20 protein-coding genes and 2 pseudogenes are annotated in these 22451 nt (G+C 62.9%); 10 read left to right on the forward strand and 12 right to left on the reverse strand.

The window, feature by feature from the left end; translation table 11 throughout:
- Positions 1 to 7: 7 nt before the first annotated feature.
- Positions 8 to 466 (reverse strand): hypothetical protein, encoded by a 459-nt coding sequence (locus tag VSX60_RS18570; RefSeq protein ID WP_327625752.1) that lies wholly within the window; start codon positions 464 to 466, stop codon positions 8 to 10.
- Between the two features lie 577 nt (positions 467 to 1043).
- On the opposite strand from VSX60_RS18570, the gene pcaC reads away from it, so the two are divergent.
- Genes pcaC through VSX60_RS18590 form a run of 4 tightly spaced genes read left to right on the forward strand, consistent with a single transcriptional unit; the run spans position 1044 to position 3597 of the window.
- Entirely contained in the window at positions 1044 to 1427 is a 384-nt protein-coding gene (gene pcaC, locus VSX60_RS18575; RefSeq protein WP_327625753.1) for a 4-carboxymuconolactone decarboxylase, read from the forward strand.
- Positions 1424 to 2149, forward strand: a complete 726-nt coding sequence (gene pcaH, locus VSX60_RS18580; protein WP_327625755.1) for a protocatechuate 3,4-dioxygenase subunit beta — start codon at positions 1424 to 1426, stop codon at positions 2147 to 2149. The genes pcaC and pcaH overlap by 4 nt, the downstream gene beginning before the upstream one ends.
- A gap of 2 nt (positions 2150 to 2151) precedes the next feature.
- The gene (gene pcaG, locus VSX60_RS18585; RefSeq protein WP_327625756.1) at positions 2152 to 2751 is read left to right on the forward strand and encodes a protocatechuate 3,4-dioxygenase subunit alpha; all 600 of its coding nucleotides are present in this window, start codon (positions 2152 to 2154) and stop codon (positions 2749 to 2751) included.
- Between the two features lie 9 nt (positions 2752 to 2760).
- Entirely contained in the window at positions 2761 to 3597 is an 837-nt protein-coding gene (locus VSX60_RS18590; RefSeq protein WP_327625757.1) for a 3-keto-5-aminohexanoate cleavage protein, read from the forward strand.
- A 357-nt stretch (positions 3598 to 3954) separates the two neighbouring features.
- Here the strand turns inward: VSX60_RS18590 and VSX60_RS18595 are convergent.
- The 7 genes and pseudogenes from VSX60_RS18595 to dctP all read right to left on the reverse strand — a co-directional run.
- Positions 3955 to 5259: pseudogene (locus VSX60_RS18595) on the reverse strand (aspartate aminotransferase family protein); the annotation flags it as partial.
- 45 nt (positions 5260 to 5304) lie between these two features.
- Complete coding sequence (locus tag VSX60_RS18600) at positions 5305 to 6792, reverse strand: NAD-dependent succinate-semialdehyde dehydrogenase (RefSeq protein ID WP_327625759.1); 1488 nt, start codon at positions 6790 to 6792, stop codon at positions 5305 to 5307.
- 152 nt (positions 6793 to 6944) lie between these two features.
- Positions 6945 to 7439, reverse strand: coding sequence for an Lrp/AsnC family transcriptional regulator (locus VSX60_RS18605; protein ID WP_327625761.1), 495 nt, complete (start codon positions 7437 to 7439; stop codon positions 6945 to 6947).
- 76 nt (positions 7440 to 7515) lie between these two features.
- Positions 7516 to 7959: a universal stress protein gene (locus tag VSX60_RS18610; RefSeq protein WP_327625763.1), complete on the reverse strand. Its 444-nt coding sequence runs from the start codon at positions 7957 to 7959 to the stop codon at positions 7516 to 7518.
- Between the two features lie 45 nt (positions 7960 to 8004).
- The gene (locus tag VSX60_RS18615; RefSeq protein WP_327625764.1) at positions 8005 to 9282 is read right to left on the reverse strand and encodes a TRAP transporter large permease; all 1278 of its coding nucleotides are present in this window, start codon (positions 9280 to 9282) and stop codon (positions 8005 to 8007) included.
- 48 nt (positions 9283 to 9330) lie between these two features.
- Positions 9331 to 9858: a TRAP transporter small permease gene (locus VSX60_RS18620; protein WP_327625765.1), complete on the reverse strand. Its 528-nt coding sequence runs from the start codon at positions 9856 to 9858 to the stop codon at positions 9331 to 9333.
- Between the two features lie 224 nt (positions 9859 to 10082).
- Positions 10083 to 11135: a TRAP transporter substrate-binding protein DctP gene (dctP, locus tag VSX60_RS18625; protein ID WP_327625766.1), complete on the reverse strand. Its 1053-nt coding sequence runs from the start codon at positions 11133 to 11135 to the stop codon at positions 10083 to 10085.
- A 617-nt stretch (positions 11136 to 11752) separates the two neighbouring features.
- On the opposite strand from dctP, the gene eutA reads away from it, so the two are divergent.
- The 5 genes from eutA to doeB are packed head-to-tail and all read left to right on the forward strand — an operon-like array spanning position 11753 to position 16726.
- Positions 11753 to 12529: an ectoine utilization protein EutA gene (gene eutA, locus VSX60_RS18630; RefSeq protein ID WP_327625767.1), complete on the forward strand. Its 777-nt coding sequence runs from the start codon at positions 11753 to 11755 to the stop codon at positions 12527 to 12529.
- A gap of 5 nt (positions 12530 to 12534) precedes the next feature.
- A complete protein-coding gene (gene eutB / locus VSX60_RS18635) occupies positions 12535 to 13521 on the forward strand; it encodes a hydroxyectoine utilization dehydratase EutB (protein WP_327625768.1) in 987 nt (328 codons plus the stop codon).
- A complete protein-coding gene (gene eutC, locus VSX60_RS18640) occupies positions 13521 to 14513 on the forward strand; it encodes an ectoine utilization protein EutC (RefSeq protein ID WP_327625769.1) in 993 nt (330 codons plus the stop codon). Before eutB ends, eutC begins: the two co-directional genes overlap by 1 nt.
- A 21-nt stretch (positions 14514 to 14534) precedes the next feature.
- A complete protein-coding gene (gene doeA, locus VSX60_RS18645; protein ID WP_327625770.1) occupies positions 14535 to 15716 on the forward strand; it encodes an ectoine hydrolase DoeA in 1182 nt (393 codons plus the stop codon).
- 5 nt (positions 15717 to 15721) lie between these two features.
- Positions 15722 to 16726, forward strand: coding sequence for a N(2)-acetyl-L-2,4-diaminobutanoate deacetylase DoeB (gene doeB, locus VSX60_RS18650; protein ID WP_327625771.1), 1005 nt, complete (start codon positions 15722 to 15724; stop codon positions 16724 to 16726).
- A gap of 232 nt (positions 16727 to 16958) precedes the next feature.
- On the opposite strand, the pseudogene VSX60_RS18655 reads toward doeB, so the two are convergent.
- Positions 16959 to 17087, reverse strand: a pseudogene (locus tag VSX60_RS18655) (transposase); the annotation flags it as partial.
- A 523-nt stretch (positions 17088 to 17610) separates the two neighbouring features.
- Between VSX60_RS18655 and VSX60_RS18660 the strand changes: the two are divergent.
- The gene (locus tag VSX60_RS18660; protein WP_327625772.1) at positions 17611 to 19326 is read left to right on the forward strand and encodes an APC family permease; all 1716 of its coding nucleotides are present in this window, start codon (positions 17611 to 17613) and stop codon (positions 19324 to 19326) included.
- 456 nt (positions 19327 to 19782) lie between these two features.
- Here the strand turns inward: VSX60_RS18660 and VSX60_RS18665 are convergent, their stop codons facing one another.
- From VSX60_RS18665 to VSX60_RS18675, 3 genes are read right to left on the reverse strand one after another with little or no spacing between them, the layout of a single operon-like run.
- Positions 19783 to 20826: a heme-dependent oxidative N-demethylase family protein gene (locus VSX60_RS18665; protein ID WP_327625773.1), complete on the reverse strand. Its 1044-nt coding sequence runs from the start codon at positions 20824 to 20826 to the stop codon at positions 19783 to 19785.
- Positions 20827 to 20835: 9 nt separating this feature from the next.
- Positions 20836 to 21801 carry a PDR/VanB family oxidoreductase gene (locus tag VSX60_RS18670; protein ID WP_442873126.1) on the reverse strand — a complete coding sequence of 322 codons (966 nt, stop codon included), beginning with the start codon at positions 21799 to 21801 and terminating at the stop codon, positions 20836 to 20838.
- On the reverse strand, positions 21798 to 22409 hold the full coding sequence (locus VSX60_RS18675) for a dimethylamine monooxygenase subunit DmmA family protein (protein WP_327625774.1): 612 nt from the start codon (positions 22407 to 22409) through the stop codon (positions 21798 to 21800). Before VSX60_RS18675 ends, VSX60_RS18670 begins: the two co-directional genes overlap by 4 nt.
- Positions 22410 to 22451 lie beyond the last annotated feature (42 nt).

Here is a 22451-nt window from a genome sequence, read left to right on the forward strand (position 1 = left end):
TACGCCCTCACAAAGCCGGAGACCGACCGCTTATCGTAGTTGTCGCGGAACCGCTCAGGCTAGTCGCCGCTCGATACTCCCCGTTGATCAGAAGAGACCAGGAATCGTAGGCTCCCATTTGGGAGACGAAATATGCGTGAATGACGGCAAGCTCAGATAACAGCGTGATCTTGTACTGATCGAAGGAGGTTTTCAGTTCGAACATTTCGAAATGAGAAATCGTTCGCTCCTGATCCGGATTGCCGGTCATCGCTTGTAGCCGATTAAATAGCTCCTGCGACGAGGCGAACGACACCCGAAGGTGCGGGGCGTAAAAAGTGTTCGTGTACAACTCCTGAATTGCGTTTTGCGCCATCAAAGCCGGAAGCTGGATAGACCGGTACGGCATCTGCTGGACAGCCAAAGCTCCCAGCGGCTCGATTCGGGTCGCCAAGTTGTAGATATAGGTTAGCGAAATCCGGATCACGACCGGCCTTTCGAATCGGCTTGGAACATTCAGCGCCGTACCACTTCATCATGGGTACGCAAAGTATAATATACCGAGAAAATTTCGCATTCCGCCAACCAAGGTCCGTCGCGGTTCAGGATTCCATCCGTGGCTTGATTATCATTCAAGCGACGGGCGCCTAATGAGCCGCCGCCGCCATAAGCTCTCGATGAATCTCACCAGGACTTACGCTGCCTTGGACACTGTCGATGCGGTCCGGCGTCGTGCCGCCCAGACCATGCCGCGGCGGATGAATTCGATGAACTGCGTCGGTGGTCAGGGTCCGCTCAGTATTTCATCTGCTGGCAAGTAGTGTGGCGCGCTGGCTGATCGGTGCGCTGAGCGGTTTCAACGTCTCCAACCAGCACAGCTTCGGCCGCATCTTCGGGCGGTGACATCCGGGCGAAAGCCGGTCAGATATGCCTCGGCAGTCGATGCGCCGACGTGCTCGGGACGTGTCCATGACGGTCGTTTCGCCGATCGGTCCCGTCCGGTATTGTCTGGGAGTTACGCCTGCCCACAAACCACTGATGCGGCCAATCGGGATACCCAGACGATGACGAGCAGACACGAAAACGGCATGAAGATCCGCAGGGCGGTGCTGGGCGATGCCCATGTCGATCGCGCAGAGGCGGCCAGAACCGATTTTGACACGCCGTTCCAGACACTCATCACCGAAGGCGCCTGGGGCACCGTGTGGGCGAGCGATGCCATCAGCCTGCGTGAGCGGTCGATGCTGACCCTTGCCCTGCTCGCCGCAACCGGAAACTTCGACGAGATTCCAATGCATATCCGGGCCACATTAAATACGGGGGCCAGCAAGCAAGACGTCATCGAGGCATTCCAGCACGTTGCCATTTATGCCGGCGTGCCGAAGGCTAACCACGCCATCAAGCTGGCGAAGCTGACCTACGCGGAAATGGAAGGGGAGACTATATGACCCGCCCCGCAGACCTCTACCAGCGCGACCGCGAGTGGCACCCCCCAGCCTTGACGCCGGACTACAAGACCAGCGTCGCGCGATCGCCGCGCTACGCGCTTTTGTCACTCCAGAATTCGGACAGTGAACTGACAGGGCCGACCTTCGGTCACACCGATGTCGACGCTTTGGACAACGACCTGATCCGCAACTACGCCAAGACCGGAGATCCGATCGGCGAACGCATCATCGTGCATGGTCGTGTGCTCGACGAAAACGCGCGCCCGGTTCCCAAGACACTTGTGGAGGTCTGGCAAGCCAACGCCGGCGGGCGCTACCGGCACAAGAAGGATACCTATCTCGCGCCCATCGATCCCAACTTCGGCGGCTGCGGACGGACGTTGACGGATGAAAATGGATATTACGTCTTCCGGACGGTGAAACCTGGCGCCTATCCGTGGCGCAACTGGGTCAATAACTGGCGCCCCGCCCATATCCATCTGTCGGTTTTTGGTGTGAGCTTCGCCCAGCGATTGATCACGCAGATGTATTTCGAAGGCGATCCGCTGATTGCGAAATGCCCGATCGTCAAATCCATCCCCGACCAACGCGCCATCGACCAGCTGGTCGCGGCGCTTGATATGAACGCCACGATCCCGCTCGACAGCATCGCCTACAAGTTCGACATCGTCCTGCGCGGGCACAGGTCGACCTATTTCGAGAACCGGCCGGAGGGCAATTGATCATGGTCCAACAGCTTCACTACCTCAAGGAATCTCCGTCCCAGACCGCCGGGCCTTTTGTGCATATCGGTCTCGCGCCAGGCGCTGCGGGGTTCGACATCTACCGGCAGGAACTGGGCCGGGACATCGCCGGGCCGAATGCGGCGGGCGAGCGGATCACCGTCGAAGGCATCGTTACCGACGGCACCGGCGCACCGGTCAAAGATGTCCTGATCGAGATTTGGCAGGCCAATGCGTCGGGTGTCTATCCGGGAAACGGCGCGGTCGAGGAGGGGTTTTTCGGATGGGGACGGGTGATCCCGGATTTCGAGACAGGCAAGTGGTCGTTCGAGACGGTCAAGCCGGGCGCAATCATGGATCGTAACGAGCGCCCGATGGCGCCGCACCTTAACCTCTGGCTGGTGGCGCGTGGCATCAATACGGGGCTCAACACGCGGCTCTATTTCGGCGACGAGCATGAAGCCAACGCCGCCGATCCGGTTCTCAATCTGATCGAACAACCCCACCGACGCGACACCCTGATCGCCAAGAAGACCGGGGCGATCTACCGTTTCGATATCTGCCTCCAGGGCGATGCCGAAACCGTGTTCTTCGATATCTGAGGGCCTGTCATGACAAACCCCTGCATCATCTGCGTTGCCATCACCGGCTCGCTTCCGACCAAGGACAACAATCCAGCCGTGCCGATCACGATCTCCGAGCAGATCGAAAGCACGCACGAAGCCTTCGATGCCGGCGCGAGTATTGCCCACTGCCATGTGCGCGATGACGAGGGAAAGCCGACATCCGACCCCGACCGCTTCGCGCGCCTCAAGGAGGGGCTCGAAACGTACTGCCCGGGCATGATCATCCAGTTCTCGACAGGAGGCCGCTCCGGCGCGGGCCGGGAGCGCGGCGGGATGCTGCCGCTCAGGCCTGACATGGCGTCGCTCTCGGTCGGATCGAACAACTTCCCGACCCGCGTTTATGAGAACGCGCCCGATCTCGTCGACTGGCTGGCTTCGGAAATGCAGACCTACGAGGTGAAGCCCGAGATAGAGGCCTTCGATCTCGGCCATATCGTGCAGGCCACCCGAATGGCCGCCGATGGTCGCCTCAGGGGGCCGCTGTATGTCCAGTTCGTCATGGGGGTCAAAAATGCGATGCCCGCGGACGAGCCGATATTCGACTTCTACATCGCAACCCTCAAGCGGCTTGCGCCGGACGCCCAATGGTGCGCCGCAGGGATCGGGTCGGCGCAATTGACCATCAACGAATGGTCGATCGCCAAGGGCGGCCATACGCGAACGGGATTTGAAGACAATGTGCGCCTTGATCGCGAGCGGCTTGCACCGTCCAACGCTGCCCTTGTCAAACGCGCTGTCGAACTGTGCGAGAAATACGAGCGGCCCGTCGCGATATGGCGGCAGGCCCGTGAGATCCTGGGCTTGAGGGCCTGCGCGGCCTAAAGAATGCCCAATGTGCCGCTTCTGTCCCGGCTGCCAGCGAGCTGGTTCTGCGACCGTCAGCCAGGAGCTTTGAATACCAGCGCGCCGTGCGAGCACGTTTATCCAATGGATGATTGAAGGGCTGATGGCTCTCCGTTGTACGTGGCAGCGGGTCGCGACGAAAATCGCGACCCGCTGTTCGTCAGGGTTGCGTCATAACGCTCTCGACGGCTTCCACGATCTTGCCGATCACGCGATCGGCTTCTTCTCGCGTCAGGCAGAAGGGCGGAGCGAAGCCTAAAATGTCGCCCTCTGGCATCGCCCGCCCGATGACGCCGCGCTCCGCGAGCGCCGCGGAGATCCGCGGGCCGATCTNAGGCAGAAGGGCGGAGCGAAGCCTAAAATGTCGCCCTCTGGCATCGCCCGCCCGATGACGCCGCGCTCCGCGAGCGCCGCGGAGATCCGCGGGCCGATCTTCTGCGCCGGATCGAAGAATACCCGGTCGTCCTTGTCGGCGACGAACTCCACCGCCGCCAGCAGCCCGTCACCGCGCACCTCGCCGACCTGGGCGTGGTCCGACAGCGCCGCAGCGAGGGTCTCACGAAAATGCGCCCCGACCGTGCGGACGTTCTCGATCAGGTCGAGCTTATCGATCAGTTCCAGATTGGCAACCCCCGCCGCCGCGCAGAGTGGATGGGCCGAGTAGGTCCAGCCGTGGCCGATCGCGCCGAGGGCGTCCGAGCCCTTGACCAGCACGTCCCAGACCTTCTCGGAAACAATCGTGCCGGACAGCGGCAGATAGGCTGAGGTCAGGCCCTTGGCGATGGTGATGAGGTCCGGCTTGATGCCGTAATGATCGGAGCCGAACATGGTGCCGAGACGGCCGAAGCCGGTGACCACCTCGTCGGCGACCAGCAGCACGTCGTATTTCGCCAGCACCGCCTGGATCTTCTCCCAATAGCCGGCCGGCGGCGGCACGATGCCGCCTGTACCGAGCAGCGGTTCGCCGATGAAGGCCGCGACCGTGTCGGGCCCTTCGGAGAGGATCATGTCCTCCAGCTTGTCGGCGCAGAATTGCGAGAACTGCTCCTCGCTCATCGAGCGGTCGGCGCGGCGGAAGTAATAGGGCGCCTCGGTGTGAAGGATCGGCGCGCGCGGCAGGTCGAAGGCATTGTGGAACAGGCCGAGACCGGTCAGCGAGCCGGTCATCACGCCGGAGCCGTGATAGCCGCGCCAGCGCGAGATGATCTTCTTCTTCTCCGGCCGGCCGAGTACGTTGTTGTAGTACCAGATCAGCTTGATGTTGGTCTCGTTGGCGTCCGACCCCGAAAGACCGAAATAAACCCGGCTCATACCGGCCGGCGCTCGGTCGATGATCATCTTGGCGAGTTGGATCGAGGGCTCGGAGCCGTGGCCGACATAGGCATGGTAATAGGACAGCTTATGCGCCTGCTCCGCGATCGCCTCGGCGATCTCGGAGCGGCCGTAGCCGACATTGACGCAGTAGAGCCCGGCGAATGCGTCGAGGCTCTCCTTGCCGTCACGGTCGACGATTGTCGCGCCCTTACCGCCGGTGACGACGCGGGTCGGCGTCTCGCCGCGCGCGTGCATGCCCATATGGGTCGAGGGATGGAAGAAGTGATCGCGGTCGAAGGCGGTCAGTTCGTTGGTCTGGTCGAGCATCTTCAAGCTCCTTTCCTGAATCGGTTCTGCTGTCTGCGGTGCCGCTCAGGCCGTGTCGAGACAGACATATTTGAGGTCGGTGAAGGCCTCGAGGCCGTGGCGCGAGCCTTCCCGGCCGAGGCCCGACTGCTTGACGCCGCCGAAGGGAATAGGCGCGCCGGTGATCTTGACCCGGTTGACCGCCACCATCCCGTATTCGAGCGCCGCGCTCATGCGGGCAACCCGGGCGGCGTCGTGGGTGACCAGATAGGCGACGAGGCCGTATTCGGTGGCGTTGGCGCGCGCGGTCACCTCGTCCTCGCCGTCGAAGGGGACGACCGCGGCCACGGGACCGAAGGTTTCCTCGCGCATGATCAGCGCGTCATCGGGCACGTCGGCGAGCAATGTCGGCCGATAGAACAGCGGCCCGGCCGGATGGCGCTCGCCGCCGACGAGGCGCCGGGCGCCGCGCGCCAGCGCGTCGCGGACCTGTGCATCGACCTTGGCGACCGCCCGCTCATGCATCAGCGGGCCGATCTCGACCCCGGGCTGGAGACCGGGTCCAACCTCGAGCGCCGCGATCCGCTCGGCATAGGCGGTGAGAAATGCCGCGTAGATCGGCCGCTCGACATAGATGCGGTTGGCGGCGAGGCAATCCTGCCCCGAGGTCGCGAATTTGGCGTCCATGGCGATGTCCACGGCCTTGCCGAGATCGGCGTCGGCAAAGATCATCAGCGGCGCGTGGCCGCCCAGTTCCATGATCAGACGCTTGACCGTCGGTGCCGACTGGGCAGCGATCAGCCGGCCGATCTCGGTCGAGCCGGTAAAGCTCATCGCCCGCACCCGTTCGTCCTCGCAGAGCCGCCCGACGATCGTCGCGGCATCGCCGGTGACGACGTTGAACACGCCCGCCGGCATGCCGGCCCGCTGCGCGAGTTCGGCAAGCGCCAGCGCCGAGAACGGCGTCTCGGATGAGGGATGCGCGACCGCGGTGCAGCCTGCTGCAAGCGCGGCGGCGGCCTTTCGCGTCAGCATCGCGGCGGGAAAGTTCCAGGGCGTCACCAGACCGACGACACCGAGCGGGACGCGGCTGAGCGTCATCTGCGCATCGGGGAGATGGCTGGTCACGCTCTCGGCGTTGAGGCGTTTGGCCTCCTCGGCATAGAACGCGACGAAGGACGCCGCGTAATCGATCTCGCCGCGGGCCTCGGTGAGCGGCTTGCCCTGCTCAAGCGTTATCAGCAGTGCCAGATCCTCGCGCGCGGCGAGGATCAGCCCGTGCCAACGCATCAGGATGTCGGCCCGCAGCTGCGGCAACAGCGCGCGCCAAGCCGGAAAGGCCGCGGCCGCGGCGTCGATCGCCGGCGACGTCTCCGCCGCGCCAAGCGCCGGCACGGTGCCAAGTCGGTCGCCAGTCGCCGGATCACGCACCGACACAATCGCGTCGGCGGTGACCCACCGGCCGTCGATCAGCGCAGCCTCGATGAATAGCCCCGCATCGTAAAGCTGCGACAATGGGTACGCGCGGTCGGAGGTAACGGCGATGGCGGACATGGCGATCTCCCATTCGTCACGGCGAGGCCGGAGCAACGTTCACAACGTCGTTCTAGCGTCTTCGCCGCCGAGAGGTCGGCCATAGTTGGAGCGTTGATCGGAGAGCTATCCTGCCAGCGGCGGCTTTGTCGGATGGCTCGTCTTCCTGGCCCCTAACGGGTGGTCTCGGAGATCATTTCAATGGGAACCGGGGTCTTCTTGATCGAGGTCATCGCCGGATAGGTGAAGTAGCGCCGGACCCCGATATGATCGGCCAGGATCTTGTCGACGATGGCCTGATAGCTGGCGAGATCGCGGGTGACGAACTTGCACAGATAGTCGAAGCCGCCGGAAATCGACCAGCACTCGACAATCTCCGGAACCGAGGCAATCGCCGTCTCGAACTGCGCGAAGTCCTCCTTGCGGTGGCTCTCGATCTCGATCATGACGAAGAGCACCGTCAGCGGCCCATAGGTGCTTTCCGCGATCGAGGCCGCGTATCCCTCGATGATGCCGGCCTCTTCCAGACGGTTGAGCCGCTCCCAACACGGCGTCGGTGAGAGATTGACCCGCTCGGCCAAGGCCGCCTTTGGAATCCGCCCCTCCTTTTGGAGGATCGTCAAAATCTTGATGTCGCGGTCGTCCAGCTTGATGCGGCCTCGTGCCATGGAAAATCCCGGATCGTAGTTCGATCCCACTGCATAGACCGCCGGCTCGCCCCGCGTCCATAAGGCGTTTGCGACCTCAGCGCACGATGAGACATTGCTTGCGGGTCAGCGAAGCCACCTTATGGGACACCGAGCCGAGCAGAAATCCTTCCAGATCGCCATTGCCGCGTGCGCCGAGCACGATCAGGTCGCAGTCGTGCTCGTCGGCGAACTCGACGATGGCGCGGGCCGGCTGGCCGCGCTTTGCGTGAGACGCGACGTCTTCAACGCCCGCCTTCTGTGCTCGCTCCTTGGCGGCGGTGGCGATGTCGCTGGCGTAGCTCTTCAGCGCATCGTCGGGGCGTTGCTGTTCGCCGCGGGCCCGGACCATCGAGAGCGAGGCCTCCAGCGGCGAGTGATGACGATAGATGCAGAGCGTGATCAGACGGGCGCCGAAGGTCCGGCAGAGTTCGGCGGCGACGTCGAGCCCCCGCATCGCCATCGCCGAGCCGTCGACCGGAACGAGGATTGTCTTGTACATGGCGCGGGGAATGCCTCCTACGGATCGATGGAAAGATCGGACGTTCTAGCGGAAGGCGAGATCGCGCAGGAACAGCGCGATCTGGGGAAAGGCGATCAGAGCGACACTCACCAGGAGCAGGATGAATATGAAGGGCGGCGTGCCGCGGATGACGTCCATATAGGGACGCTTGAAGATCGCGATCGCCGTGAAGATGTCGCAGCCGAAGGGCGGCGTCGCCGAGCCGATGGCCACCTGCAGCGTAATGATGACGCCGACCAGCACCGGGTCCAGCCCGAGACCGGAGACCAGCGGCGCGAAGATCGGCACCAGCACCAGGATGACGACGATCGGGTCGACGAACATGCAGCCGATGAAGAAGGCGATCGAGATCGCCACCAGGACGGTGATCGGCCCGGCTTCGTCGAGACCCAGCGCGCCGAGGATCATCTGGGGGATCTGCTCGAACGAGATCACCCAGGAAAATGCCGCTCCCGCAGCGACCAGGATGAAGACAACAGCGGTGATGAGACCAGTCGACTTGGCGATATCGATGATGTCCGAAAGGCCGAGGGAACGGAAGATCACCAGTTCGAGGAAGAGCGCATAACCGACGCAGACCGAGGCCGCCTCGGTCGGGCTGAAGATGCCGCCATAGATGCCGCCGACGACGATGACCGGAAAACCGAGCGGCCATACCGCCGCGCCGACCGCCGCCATGCGCTCACTCCAGGACGCCTTGGGTTCCGTCGGGATGTTGTTCCGCCGCGCGTAGATGACCGAATAGGCGGAAAACAGGACGAGGATCAGCAAGCCCGGTCCGACGCCGGCGATGAACAATTCGGAGATCGAGGTGCCGGAGATGACCCCGTAGATGATCATGGCGATCGACGGCGGAATCAGCATGGCGATGTCGGACGCATTGACGATCAGCGCCAGGGTGAAGCTGTCGCTGTAACCGGCCTTCAGCATGCGAGGTCGGAGCGGACCGCCGATGGCGACGACGGTCGCCTGGGTCGAACCGGAGACGGCGCCGAACAGCGTACAGCTTGTCGCGGTGGCAACACCGAGCCCGCCGCGAATGTGGCCGACGAATTTCATCACCATGTCGATCAGGCGGTCGGCGGAATGGCCCTTGGTAATGATGTCGGCCGCGAGGATGAACATCGGAACGGCGATCAGCGCCGCCGGCCGAATGCCGGCAAGCATCTGCTGCACCATGATTTCCGGGCCGATCGGCAGGTAGAAGAAGAAGGCGACCATCGTCGCCGCAATCAGCGGGATCATCATCGGGAACCCCAGAAGCAGGAGCACCACCATGGTGAGGATCATCGCCGTTGCCATCAAAGCCCTTTCTTTCCAGTGCCCGCCGCCGGTTCGCGGCGCTGCCGCCTAGACCTGCGTTTCGCTGTCCTCGTAGGTGTCGACCACCGAAACCGAGAGATAGACGTCCGGCCGCGTCAGATTGGCAATCGCCGTCAAAACGTACTGGATGCCGGTGATGACGAAGCCGAGCGGAAGCCACACCAGGGTCACGAAGATCGGCATCCGCGTTACCGGCGAGATGCGGCCGGTCTCATAGACACTGACGACGTACTGGTACGAGTACCATGCCAGAATGAACATGGCCGCGGCGGTCACCAGCGCGATGACGATCATCAGCGCCTTTCGCAGCCCCTGCGACAGCGCGTCGTAGATCGCCGACATGCGGATGTGGCGACCGTGGCGCGCCGCAAAGCCGATCCCGGCAAAGGTCACGATGATGATAAGGAACTGGTTAAGTTCCTCGGCGAAATAGAGGCTCTGGCCGAAGACGAACCGGCCGATCACGTTCGCCACCGAACTCGCCGCCATGATGAGGATGCCGGCCGTCAGGATGAACGCCTCGATCCTGGCGATGACCCGATCGAGGATATCCAAGGGGCGCAATAAACCTGAAAACGCAACGGCCGGTGCTGGCGCCGAAACCTCCGTCGTCACCGACGTCTCAGACGACGCCGGGCCGGCGCCACCTTTGGTCGAAGGGTCCGCTGACGGGTCGATTCGGTTCATCGCCACCTCATTTCATGGCCCACTCTCGCGAACTGCTTCGCCGCCGCAAACCCCCAGGCGGCTACCCGCCGCCCAGGATTGCCGCGACAGATCTAGCCGTCGCCTTTCACGCGCTTCTTGGAGGCCTCGATGTCGGCCAAGAAGCCTTCCAGGATCGCCTTGCCGCTATCGCCGGTGATCTCGACGAACTTGTCGCGGACCTTCTTGGCTGCCTCGCGGAACGGCGCGCGTTCCTCGTCGGTCAGCGTCGTCACCGTGATCGATGGCTTGGCTTCCTTTATCTTGGCAAGCGCTTCGTCCTGCAAGCCCTTCTGATACTCGATGATGTGCTTGTAGGCGGCGTCGGCCGCCGCCGTAACCACCGCCTTATCCTCCTCGGACAGGCCGTCATAGAAGGCCTTGTTGGCCGCGACCGCAGTCGTGAAGGTATTGTGGCCGGCGAAGGTGATGTGATCGGTCACCTCGTACATCTTGGTCGATTCCACGAAGAACATCGGGTTCTCCTGGCCCTGGATCATGTTCAGCTGCAGCGCGCCGAACACTTCGCCCCAAGGCAGCGGCGTCGCGGTCGCGCCGAAGGCGTTGTAGGTCTCGACCAGCAGCGGCGTGGTCATCACCCGGAACTTGACGCCATCGAGGTCGGCCGGCGCCTTGACCGCCTCCTTGGTGGTCATCACCACCTCACCCTCGGGGAACATGTCGATGAGATGCAGGTTCTGCTGCTCGTACATCCCGGCGAGCTCTTTGTTGATCGTCTCCGACGTCTTGTAGAAGTCGGCCAGAATGTCGGGCTCCTCCGGCAGCACGTAAGGCAGCAGGAAGACCTGGAGTTCGGGAATCAAGCTGCCGGTGAAGCCGGGCGACAGATCGACGAACTGGATCGCCCCCATCTGCGCGAGTTCGGTGGTGTCGGCCGTTTCGCCGAGCGTACCGAAGGGAAAGATCGCCACCGTATTGTCGGAGTTTGCCTCAACATGCTCCTTGAACTTCTGGGCGTAGACGCCCTGGACCTCCTCCAGCGCCTCCTCGATGGCGTATTTCCATTCGGCCGCGAAGGCCGAACCCGACATGAGCGTCAGCGCCGTCGTGGTCGCGAGCGCCGTCGCCACGAACTTGCGGCGAGACCTGGAAACGAGATTGGACATGGAGCTCTCCCTTTCTGCTGTGCGATGCGCACAATTGATTCGAAATATTTGAGCGGTTTCCGGTAGGAATTTCCACCCTCCCTGACGCCACATATCGTGATGCCTCAGATTTCAACCGCCAACACCATGATCAATTCGATCTCCGGTTAGAACGGATAAAATCATACACTTAGTCTAAACTCTTGTTTTCGAGCGCGCTTTTCCCGGCAAGACCACGAAAAATTCCGACTTCCTTTTCCATGACACACGATGCCGATGCACCGACAACAAGAGTGTTCAGAAATTCGCGAGGAATCTAACCTCCATGCTTCTGAATATCGCAGCGGCTGTCGAGAGAGTGATTACCCATTTAGAAGCTCCGTAGCAGGAGGAACCGCTGCCCAGACGGAGCGAAAAGGACGAACGGCCTCATTGTCAGGCATGCTCAGATTATGATCACGTGCACGCCATACTCGCTCTCCGGCAACCGCTTGTGGCTTGTATCACCCACCCGCTGTCCACCCTGTGCCGACGGATTCCGCCCATGCCGCGATCGACAGAAATGGAGCCGCCGCCCTTGCCCGCAACCGTCTCAGGTTCGCGATGCTATAAGCGATGGATCTTCGAGTTCACCACCTATGAGCATTGATATTCACCAGGCACGCCACCGTCTTCGCCTCGACACGCGCGCCATCGAAAAGCGTGTCGGGCTGATCCTTCTGGCGACCGATCATTCCACCGAGGCCGATTTTACGCGGCTCGTCGCCTCGAACAGAGTCGGCGTGTTCTCGACGCGCATCGCCTACGCCAATCCCACGACGGCCGAGAATCTGCGCGCCATGCAGCCGCGGCTCGAGAGCGCCGCCGCCCTGCTGCTGCCGGATGATCGGCTCGACGTGATCTGCTTTTCCTGCACCGCTGCATCGGTGGTGATCGGCGATGCCGCCGTCGCCGCCGCGATCCGCAAGGCCAAGCCCGGTGTGCCGGTGGTGACGCCCGCAGCAGCCGCCGCCACCGGCTTGAAAGCCCTTGGCACGCGAAGGATCAGCATCCTCACGCCCTATACGGTAGCGGTGAGCGAGCCGATGGCGGCCTATTTCGAAGCCGGAGGTTTTCACATCGAGAGCTTCACCTGCCTCGGACTCGATGACGACCGCCAGATGGCGCGGATCGCGCGGGAGTCGCTGATCGAAGCCGCCGTGGATGCCACCTCCGCGAGCGTCGAGGCGCTGTTCATCTCCTGCACGGCGCTTCGCTCCGCCTCGGTCGTTTCGGCCATCGAGGCACGGATCGGCCGTCCCGTCGTCGCCAGCAACCAGGCAAGTGCCTGGGCATGCCTGAACCATTGCGGCCAGTGGGTCGCCCGGCCGGACGCCGGCCGGTTGATGACGGTCGCCATGCCGACTGAAAGTTAGATCCCATGCCGCACGTCACACTGTCGGAGATCGAGGAAGCGGCTCGCAGGATCGCCGGGCGCGTCCGCCGCACGCCGGTCGACCTGTCGCCAAGTCTGTCGGCTTTGGCCGGCGTCCCGGTCTTCCTCAAGCACGAACATCGTCAGATCACCGGCGCCTTCAAATTACGCGGCGCGACCAATGCACTCCTGCAGCTTTCCCCTGACGAACGCGCCAAGGGCGTCGTCGCCACCTCCACCGGCAACCACGGCCGCGCGCTTGCGCACGCCGCCGCGGCCGAGGGTGTGCGCTGCATCGTTTGCATGTCCTCGCTGGTCCCGGCCAACAAGCTGGAGGCGATCAAGGCGCTCGGCGCCGAAATCCGCATTATCGGCCGTTCCCAGGACGAGGCGCAGATCGAGGTCGAGCGGCTGATCGCAGAAGACGGAATGACCGGTCTTCCGCCTTTCGACCATCCCCACATCGTCGCCGGCCAGGGCACGATCGGCCTGGAGATCGTCGAGGATGTGCCGGACGCGGCGACTGTGCTGGTGCCACTTTCGGGCGGCGGCCTGATCGCCGGTATCGCCGTGGCGGCGAAAACCCTGCGGCCCGACATCCGGATCCTCGGCCTGTCGATGCGGAGCGGCGCGGCGATGGCCGCGAGCCTCGATGCCGGGCATCCGGTCGAGGTCGAGGAACTGCCGACCCTGGCCGACTCCCTCGGCGGCGGGATAGGGCTTGCGAACGCCTGGACCTTCGAGACGGTGCGCGCGCTGGTTGACGACATCGTGTTGCTCGACGAAGCCGAGATCGCGGCCGGCATTCGGCACGTCTACGAGATGGAACGCGAGATCGTCGAGGGCGCCGCAGCCGTCGGCGTCGCGGCGCTGCTCGCCGGCAAGGTTGCACCGACCGGCCCGACGGTCGCGCTCCTGTCCGGTCGCAATATCGCCATGGAGCTGCATCGCCGCATCATCAACGGCGCGGATGGGTTGGAGGAGACCGACTGATGCCCGAGATGCGCATCCTCACGGAGAGCGACCTGCGCGCGCTGGTGCCGCTGGATCTCGCGGCGGTCGACGCGATCGAGACCGCCTTCGCCGCTCTGGCGACCAAGCAAGTGGCGATGCCGCCGATCTTGCGCCTCGACATTCCCGAGCATCGCGGCGAAGTCGACGTCAAGACGGCTTATGTGCCCGGCCTGTCCGGCTTCGCCATCAAGATCAGCCCAGGCTTCTTCGACAATCCGAAGCTCGGCCTGCCGAGCGTCAACGGCATGATGGTGCTTTTCTCTTCGAAAACCGGCCTTGTCGAGGCGCTGCTGCTCGACAACGGGTATCTCACCGATGTGCGGACCGCCGCCGCCGGTGCCGTGGCGGCCCGGCATCTGGCGCGGTCCGACGCGCGGATCGCCGCGATCCTCGGCGCCGGCGTCCAGGCGCGGCTGCAGTTGCGGGCGCTGAAGCTGGTCCGCCCGATCGCCGAGGCGCGGATCTGGGCGCGCGACATCAAGAAGGCGGAGGCCACGGCCGCGGCACTGTCGGCGGAGTTGTCGATCCCGGTTGCGGCGGTCTCCGATGCCCAAGCGGCCGTTGCCGGCGCCGATATCGTCGTGACGACGACCCCATCCGAGGCACCGATCCTCGAAGCCGGCTGGCTCGCTTCGGGCCAGCACGTCACCGCGATGGGATCGGACGCCGAACACAAGAACGAAGTCGACCCTGCCCTCGTCACCCGCGCCGACCTCTACGTTGCCGACAGCCTCCAGCAGACGCGCCGGCTTGGCGAGTTGCACCACGCCATCGCCGCCGGCCTCGTCACGGCGGACAGTGCCTTTTCGGAGCTCGGCGAGATCGCCTGCGGGCGTCTGCCCGGCCGTGTCGACCCGCATGCGCTGACATTCTGCGACCTTACCGGTACCGGCGTCCAGGACACGGCGATCGCCATACTTGCCAATGCCCGCGCCGTGAAAGCCAACGCAGGCAGCCTCTTCACCAGCTAAATTTCCTCCAACAGGTGCATCATGACAGAGCCGACGCTCAACTTTACTCGCGCCGAATACGCAACCCGCCTCGCCAAGACCCGCGCGGCCATGGCTGTGGAGGGCATCGACCTCCTCTACGTCTCGGATCCGTCCAACATGGCCTGGCTCACCGGCTATGACGGCTGGTCGTTCTATGTCCACCAAGGGGTTCTCGTGCCGCCTGAGGGCGAGCCGGTCTGGTTCGGCCGCGGACAGGATGCCAACGGCGCCAAGCGCACCGCCTATCTCGGCGCCGACAACATCGTTGGCTATGCCGACCATTATGTTCAGTCCACCGAGCGTCATCCGATGGACTTTCTGGCCACCGTGATCGCCGACCGCGGCTGGGACAAGGGCGTTATCGGCGTCGAAATGGACAATTACTGGTTCTCGGCAGCGGCCTTCGCGTCGCTTCAAAAGCATCTGCCGAATGCCCGATTCGTCGACGCGACCGCACTGGTGAACTGGCAACGCGCGGTGAAGAGCGAGCAAGAGCTGGATTACATGCGTATCGCCGGCCGCATCGTCGGCGCGATGCACCGGCGCATCCTGGAAAGGGCCGAGCCCGGCATGCGCAAATGCGATCTCGTCGCCGAGATCCTCGATGCCGGAACGCGCGGTGTCGAGGGCTATGGCGGCGACTACCCGGCGATCGTACCGCTGCTGCCCTCGGGTGCCGACGCATCGGCGCCTCATCTGACCTGGGACGATCGGCCGCTGCGCCGAGGCGAAGGCACCTTCTTCGAGATCGCCGGCTGCTACAAGCGCTACCACTGCCCGCTGTCGCGTACCGTCTTTCTCGGCAAGCCGACGGAGGCGTTCCGCGACGCCGAAAAGGCGACTCTCGAAGGCATGGAAGCGGGGCTGGAGGCCGCCCGGCCCGGCAATACCTGCGAGGACATCGCCAACGCGTTCTATGCGGTGCTCAAGAAGTACGGCATCAGCAAGGATAACCGGACGGGTTACCCGATCGGGCTGTCCTACCCGCCGGACTGGGGCGAGCGGACAATGAGCCTTCGCCCCGGCGACCGAACCGAATTGAAGCCGGGCATGACCTTCCATTTCATGACCGGTCTGTGGCTGGAGGACATGGGCCTCGAGATCACCGAGTCGATCGCCATCAGCGACACCGGCTACGATCTTCTCGCCGACGTGCCGCGCCAGCTCTTCGTCAAGGATTGAGGCCGATGCTGATGAGCGACCCGCTGACCCCTTCGCCGATCGTCGCCACGGTGGACTTCGAGGCTGACGGCATCCAGCACGGCTTCCTGCGTTTGCCCTACAGCCGCGACGATTCCGCCTGGGGCTCCGTCCTGATCCCGATGACCGTCGCCAAAAACGGCGACGGACCGACGGCGCTGTTGACCGGCGGCAACCACGGCGACGAATACGAGGGCCCGATCGCTCTTTTCGACCTCGCCCGCCGGCTGTCCGTCGATGAACTGACCGGCCGCGTCATTATCGTGCCGGCGCTCAACTACCCGGCGTTTCGCGCAGGCACCCGCACCTCGCCCATCGACAAAGGCAATCTCAACCGCAGCTTTCCCGGCGCGCCCTACGGCAATCCGACGGAAAAGATCGCCGACTACGTCACCCGCCATCTGCTGCCGCTCGCCGACATCGTTCTCGACTTCCACTCCGGCGGCCGCACGCTCGACTTCCTGCCCTTCGCCGCCGCCCACATCCTGGAGGACAAGCGCCAGGAGGCAGCCTGTTTCGCCGCCGTCGCCGCCTTCGGGGCGCCCTGGTCGGTAAAGATGCTGGAGATCGACGCGGTCGGCATGCTGGATACGATAGCGGAGGCGATGGGCAAGGTGTTCGTCACCACCGAACTCGGCGGCGGAGGAACCGCAACCGCGCGGACCGCGGCAATCGCCAAACGCGGCACCGCCAATTTGCTGCGCCATGCCGGCATCCTGAAGGGCGCGGTCGAGCATTACGACAGTCGCTGGCTCGACATGCCGTCTGCCGACTGCTTCACCTTCTCCGAACTCGACGGCATGATGGAGCCGCTCGTCGATCTCGGCGACACGGTGGTGAAGGGTCAGCCGATCGGTCGTGCCTGGCCTATCGATCGCACCGGTTCGGCCCCCTTCGAATTCACCGCCAAGATGGATGGAATCCTGGCGGCGCGGCACTTTCCCGGCCTCGTCAGGGCCGGCGACTGCATCGCTGTTCTCGGAACGATTTGAGGCCCCCACCGAGACGACGAAGTCTTGCTTCATCCGTGAGCAAGCAGGCGCTCCATGACGAACCGCACCGTGTTCCCCAAAGGCTCCAACTGATGGGATAGTGGGGCCGGCATGAGCAAGACGACCAACAAGTTTTCACCGGCAGTCCGCGCGCGCCTCATTCGGACTTGCCGCCTCCTGCCGATCGGCACGCAGCTTCGGCTTGACCTGACGGTTCGGCGTCTTGTTCCGTCAGCTTGCCGTTGTCGTCCTCAAGCTGCTTCAGCCGCTTCATCTCCGTCGGCAACCGGCCGCCCTACTTCTTCTTCCAATGGAAGCAGGTTGTCTGGCTGATCCCGGCTCGCCGACATATCTCGGCAACCCTCTCCGCGCGTCCGAAAACTTCGATGTCTTCGGCGTTCGCTGCTCCTCCCGACCAAGGAGCTAACGCGGAAAACTCCCGTTCAGAACGATCCAGTTTCGCGCGAGCAGATCAAGATCTTCCTGGCAATCGTAACAAGCCGATCCGCCGCGACGCCCGAAGACGACTTCGCTTCACCGACATTCATAGCCGGCGGTCCGATGGGCGCGGAGCATCGATCGAAGTCCAAGGACGCATCAGCGCAAATCCTTCCTATCAGGCGCCCATCCCCATCCACAGTCCGCCCTTTCCTAGTAAGAAAAATTTTTGACAAATGAGCGAACACGGGACAGGATATTTTCCGGAGGGTAAATTTTCCTGTCTACAGGGAAATTTATAGAGGGGGAGCGATCCCGCAGGGAATCAGATTTTTCGCATGTCGGGAGCATACCCGGCGGAACATCGGTCTCTGAGCTAGAGCTCGGATCAATTACTCCTATTGCAATATACACTTATAAATAAAAAAGCGGAGGAACCCTGATAAATGTCGACCATATCCACAGCTGTCGATAGCGCCCCAGCATCTGGAAAGCTTCATCGAAGCATTGATTGGACTGGCGCCTTCTGGGTAGCAAGCGGTGTGCCCGCGTTGGTTCTTTTCTCCATTGGCGGCATCGCCGGAGTTACAGGAAAACTTGCATTCCTGATCTGGATCGCATCGATGACGATGGGGTTCCTACAGTCGTTCACCTATGCCGAGATCGCCGGGTTGTTTCCGAATAAATCCGGCGGAGCCTCGATCTATGGTGCGGCTGCCTGGGTGCGCTATGCCAAACCGATCGCGCCCCTGTCGGTCTGGTGCAACTGGTTCGCGTGGTCGCCGGTGCTTTCGCTGGGTTGTTCCATTGCGGCAGCCTACATCCTCAACGCGCTCGCGCCCGTGCCCTTGGCCAATAGCACGGCCGTCGCCGACTGGCTGGCCACCAATGGGGCGGCCTTGACTGTTGCCGAGGCCGACAAGACCGCCGCCGCGGTCGCCGCGCTGACGCCGGGGATTCGCGAATGGACGTTGTTTCGCACGACCCTCGGTCCGGTGTCGCTGTCCCTCAATTCGGCGTTCTTCATCGGCGCCGTCTTGATGTTGATGGTCTTCGCGATCCAGCATCGCGGCATATTGGGAACCGCCAAGTTCCAAAAATATATCGGACTGCTCGTCATCATCCCGATGGCGATCGTCGGCGTCGTCCCGATCCTGAACGGTAACGTTGATTGGGGGAACTTTTCGCCGCTCGTGCCCTTGGCCGAGCCATACGCGCCGGAACCTGGCGCCTGGAACATTGCCGGTTGGACGCTCGTCCTGGGCGGTATGTTCATCGCCGCATGGTCGACCTACGGCTTTGAAACCGCCGTCTGCTACACCAGCGAGTTCAAGAACCCCGCCACCGACACCTTCAAGGCCATTTTCTACTCGGGCCTGCTCTGCCTTGTGCTGTTCAGTCTGGTGCCGTTCACCTTCCAAGGTGCGCTCGGCCTCGACGGCATGCTGTCGGACTCGATCGTCGATGGATCGGGCGTGGCCGCGGCCATGGCGCATATGGTCGGCGGCGGCGCGATCATCGAGAGCCTGCTCGTCATGTTGATGATCTTGGCTTTGATGCTGACCTTGATGACGGCGATGGCCGGCTCATCGCGGACCCTCTACCAGGGCTCGGTCGATGGCTGGCTGCCGCGGTATCTGTCGCACGTGAATGAACATGGCGCGCCGACGCGGGCCATGTGGACCGATCTGGTGGTCAACCTCGTCGTCCTCGCGATCGCGGTGGCGGATGCGACCAGTTTCTTCTTCATCCTGGCCGTCTCCAATTGCGGCTACATCATCTTCAACTTCCTCAACCTCAATGCCGGGTGGATTCATCGCATCGACTCCGCCCACATTCCCCGCCCCTACAAGGCGCCGACCGTGATCATCGTGATCGGCACCCTCTTCGCCTTCGTCAACGCCGTCTTCATGGGCGCCGGCGCGCAGGTCTGGAACCCGATGGCCTTGTGGGCGGGCCTGTTCACCGCGGCATTGATCATCCCGGTCTTCTTTTACCGTCACTACATCCAGGATCACGGGAAATTTCCCGATCAGATGCTGGTCGACCTGCACATCGAACCAGGCACGGCGATGACGCGGAAGGCAGGCATGTTGCCCTACCTGACGCTTGCCGGGGGCGTCATCGTGGTGCTCGTCTCGAACTGGATTTTCCAGGCCTGACCCAAGCAAAACGATGACGGAAGAATGGCTCCGCCGAACAGGCCGAGCCTCACACTGAAGACAAACCCCGCCGATCGTCGGCGGGGTTTTTCGTTTTGAGAGTGCGCCGCGGGTCCGACTGCGGGTGGCCCGACCCGACGCCGCGTGAACTTTCCATCCCGCGAGGATGCGCGAAGGGCCCTTGGGCAGTCGTTGCTGCCGCGTCGGCGACGTCATCGGCCAGTGGCCGACGACGCAGCGTCAACCGCCAGCCATTTGCAAACGCCGACCACGGCGATGGTTCAGGACGGGCGGCGCGAGCAATGACGACCCGTCGCTCGATTATGGCTTTGATTTGGGAGAGGCAGCGCCGGCGCCAGCGCCGCGCCTTCACGGCACGGCTGAGCAATGCCGATGAAACGTCCGGCTCGCTATCGCATGGAGATCTTGGTGCCGCGGGCGATCCGGACCCGATCGTCAGGCGTCGGGAAATATCCCCGCAGACGTGGGGGCCCCGTCGTCATATTTCGCCAGCCATTCGACGATCATCGGCCGGTTGGCGGCGAAGCCCTTGTAGGTCGCCAGGTCCTCCGGGAGGTCGCGCAGGACACGATGCAGTCGCCGGCTCCATTTGGGAACCGTGACCAATTCCTCCAGCTTGATCAGATAGCAGCGGATCGGGAAGACGAGAGCGTTGGAGCGCGGCAGCCGAAAGAATGTCTGCAGTTCGACGCGCAAATGCTGCTTGTACCCCAGATTCTCCGGTGTCAGCGTCGCCTTCTGCACACCCCATTTGTGGTAATTCTCGGGGCTCGTATCGAGCAGCGGATTGACGGTCATCGTCCAATTCAGCCGCCGCGCCGGACTTCCCTGCTGAATGTTCAGCAGAAACTTCAGGGCGCGCGTGAAAATTTCCATTTCATGGGCGCGCGGCACTGGAGCGTGCCATTCGAAGAAATTCATGCCGATGTCGAAATCCAGCGACCAGTCGGCCTGGCTGGTGACCATGCCGGCGTCCATCCATAGATTGTCCGCCCTCTGATCGAGAACGGCGAAATCGCCCTGGGTCTGGCGCGTGATGTATTCCATCGGGCCGCAGGGCAGGCTGGCGTCGTCGAGAAAGACGAACTTCTGTTCGATCCCGAGCGGCCGGTTGATCCAGTGCCAGTTGTCGCCGTCGCGATGCAGCTCGAACAGGTCGGGATAGTCCTGCGACTTGGCGACCATGATGAGTTCCAGAAGATCCCATCCCGCCAGGTTCATATGCGGCAGCGACTGACAGCGTAACGGGTCTTCCGCCAGAACCTTGTCGCGATCGCGCATTTCGGCGACGTAGTGTTCGTCGACGTCGAAAGCGTGCTCGAATGCGCTGCCCGGCCGACCGGAATCGTGCGGCTCCATGTTCACCGAGTACATGTAGGTGTCTTCGATAAACGGAAAAGGAAACCGACGAATCTGTTCGGGAGAATTGAAGAAGGTGAAATCGTCGCGAAAGGTTTCGTCTTTGAAATTAATGCCCATATCGACCACCTATCGTTCGAGGACCAGCGTCTTGCCTTGGAAACGCGAGACACATGGCATGATCTTGAGACCTGATTTGCGATCTTCTTCCGATAGCCAGTGATCGTTGTGAATGAGAGTGCCGTCACAGGAGATCACGTTGGTCTCGCATTGCCCGCATGCCCCGCCGCGGCACAGATACGGCGCCTCGACCCCCGCATGCTCGATCGCCTCCAGAAGGCTCTGGTGTTCGCCCACCGTGACGGTCTTGTTCGAAACGGCGAGCTCCGTGGTAAACGGGTCGCCCGAGGCCGGCGCCAGAAACTCCTCGGAGTGAAAGGTCTGGCGCGGCCAGCCGAGTTCGAGAGCGGTCCTCTTGACCTCCTCGATCATCCGCTCCGGCCCGCAGACATAGACGTGGGTTCCCAACGGCTGGCTCGTCAACAGGGCCGCGAAATCGATCCGATCGCCTCGATCGCGTTCGTAGATCCGCACCCTGTTCGGGTAGCGCTCCGTCGTTTCGCGGCAATAGGCGCCGTGTTCCGCATTGCGCACCACGTAATGCAGCTCGAAATGCGCGTTCGCGGCTTCAAGCTGCCGGATCTGGGCCAGAAACGGCGTGATGCCGATCCCGCCTGCGATTAACAGGTGCTTGCGAGCCCTCAGATCGAGCGGAAACAGGTTGACGGGATTGCTGATCGTCAACCTCACCCCGCGCTTCACCTTGCGGTGCATGAACAGCGAGCCGCCTCGACCTGCTTCGTCGCGCCGCACCGAAATCATGTAGCTCGACCGGTCGGCGGGGTCGCCCATGAGCGAGTAGGGATTGCGCCGCAGGACATCGCCATCCGGCATCTCGACGACGGTGTGGGCGCCGCCGGAAAATGCCGGAAGCGGCTGGCCGTCCTCCCGCGCCATACGAACCCGCCTGACAAGCGGGGTCAAATCGCAGGTCTCGGTCACGATCACCGAGAGCTTGGCGCCGCCGGCGCTCACTTGAAACGCTCCACGGTCGGCGGGATGTCGCCAGGATTTTCGGCATCCACACAGACCGCCTGAAACGCCGCCATGCGGCGCGAATAGTGATCCCTCACGAAGAGGTTAAGCCCGCAATGCGCGCATACGAACGGATCATGGGTGACGTCCTCGGTGATCCCCTTGCAATGCACGCACTGCATTCGTCTCGCCGTCGAGCCGCGATGCTCGGTCTGAATGGCTTCGTGGGGAATACCGGCGTCGGTCGCTTCTCGCATGGCCTGCCCGATCAGCCCCTCGGTTCCCGCCAGATAGACCTGCAAGCCCATGCGGGCGTCATGCAAGGCCTTGCGAAGACGCGGGACGGACGCCTCGTAGGTGGGGCCGGCATAAAATTGTGCCGGCGCGAGCCCATCGAACGCCTCGACCCAGCGACGCCCGGTCTGCTTCGGAATATAGATCACGTGCGATGCTGCCGGGAGATCGGCGGGCGCAGCCACAAACAGATCGAGCAGCGCTTCGGCGCCTTCGGCGTCGGCGATCATCAGATGCGCGTAGCCGCTCCGCGGCTGCAGCACGCCATATACCGGTCGGCTCGCTATGGACGGTTCGAAGACAGTCTTCGTCATGCCTGTGGTTCACCTCGGAGAACGATCATGGACGTTGGCGGC

The sequence above is a fragment of the Aurantimonas sp. A3-2-R12 genome (assembly GCF_036016755.1).
Taxonomy (GTDB): domain Bacteria; phylum Pseudomonadota; class Alphaproteobacteria; order Rhizobiales; family Rhizobiaceae; genus Aurantimonas; species Aurantimonas coralicida_A.

Coding starts and splice junctions, on each gene's coding strand:
- eutB (WP_327625768.1), top strand. CDS start 12,535: ATGCCGCACGTCACACTGTCGGAGATCGAGGAAGCGGCTCGCAGGATC.
- VSX60_RS18665 (WP_327625773.1), bottom strand. CDS start 20,826: ATGGGCATTAATTTCAAAGACGAAACCTTTCGCGACGATTTCACCTTC.
- doeA (WP_327625770.1), top strand. CDS start 14,535: ATGACAGAGCCGACGCTCAACTTTACTCGCGCCGAATACGCAACCCGC.
- eutC (WP_327625769.1), top strand. CDS start 13,521: ATGCCCGAGATGCGCATCCTCACGGAGAGCGACCTGCGCGCGCTGGTG.
- VSX60_RS18590 (WP_327625757.1), top strand. CDS start 2,761: ATGACAAACCCCTGCATCATCTGCGTTGCCATCACCGGCTCGCTTCCG.
- VSX60_RS18660 (WP_327625772.1), top strand. CDS start 17,611: ATGTCGACCATATCCACAGCTGTCGATAGCGCCCCAGCATCTGGAAAG.
- VSX60_RS18675 (WP_327625774.1), bottom strand. CDS start 22,409: ATGACGAAGACTGTCTTCGAACCGTCCATAGCGAGCCGACCGGTATAT.
- pcaH (WP_327625755.1), top strand. CDS start 1,424: ATGACCCGCCCCGCAGACCTCTACCAGCGCGACCGCGAGTGGCACCCC.
- doeB (WP_327625771.1), top strand. CDS start 15,722: ATGCTGATGAGCGACCCGCTGACCCCTTCGCCGATCGTCGCCACGGTG.
- dctP (WP_327625766.1), bottom strand. CDS start 11,135: ATGTCCAATCTCGTTTCCAGGTCTCGCCGCAAGTTCGTGGCGACGGCG.
- VSX60_RS18605 (WP_327625761.1), bottom strand. CDS start 7,439: ATGGCACGAGGCCGCATCAAGCTGGACGACCGCGACATCAAGATTTTG.
- VSX60_RS18610 (WP_327625763.1), bottom strand. CDS start 7,959: ATGTACAAGACAATCCTCGTTCCGGTCGACGGCTCGGCGATGGCGATG.
- VSX60_RS18615 (WP_327625764.1), bottom strand. CDS start 9,282: ATGGCAACGGCGATGATCCTCACCATGGTGGTGCTCCTGCTTCTGGGG.
- eutA (WP_327625767.1), top strand. CDS start 11,753: ATGAGCATTGATATTCACCAGGCACGCCACCGTCTTCGCCTCGACACG.
- pcaC (WP_327625753.1), top strand. CDS start 1,044: ATGACGAGCAGACACGAAAACGGCATGAAGATCCGCAGGGCGGTGCTG.
- VSX60_RS18600 (WP_327625759.1), bottom strand. CDS start 6,792: ATGTCCGCCATCGCCGTTACCTCCGACCGCGCGTACCCATTGTCGCAG.
- pcaG (WP_327625756.1), top strand. CDS start 2,152: ATGGTCCAACAGCTTCACTACCTCAAGGAATCTCCGTCCCAGACCGCC.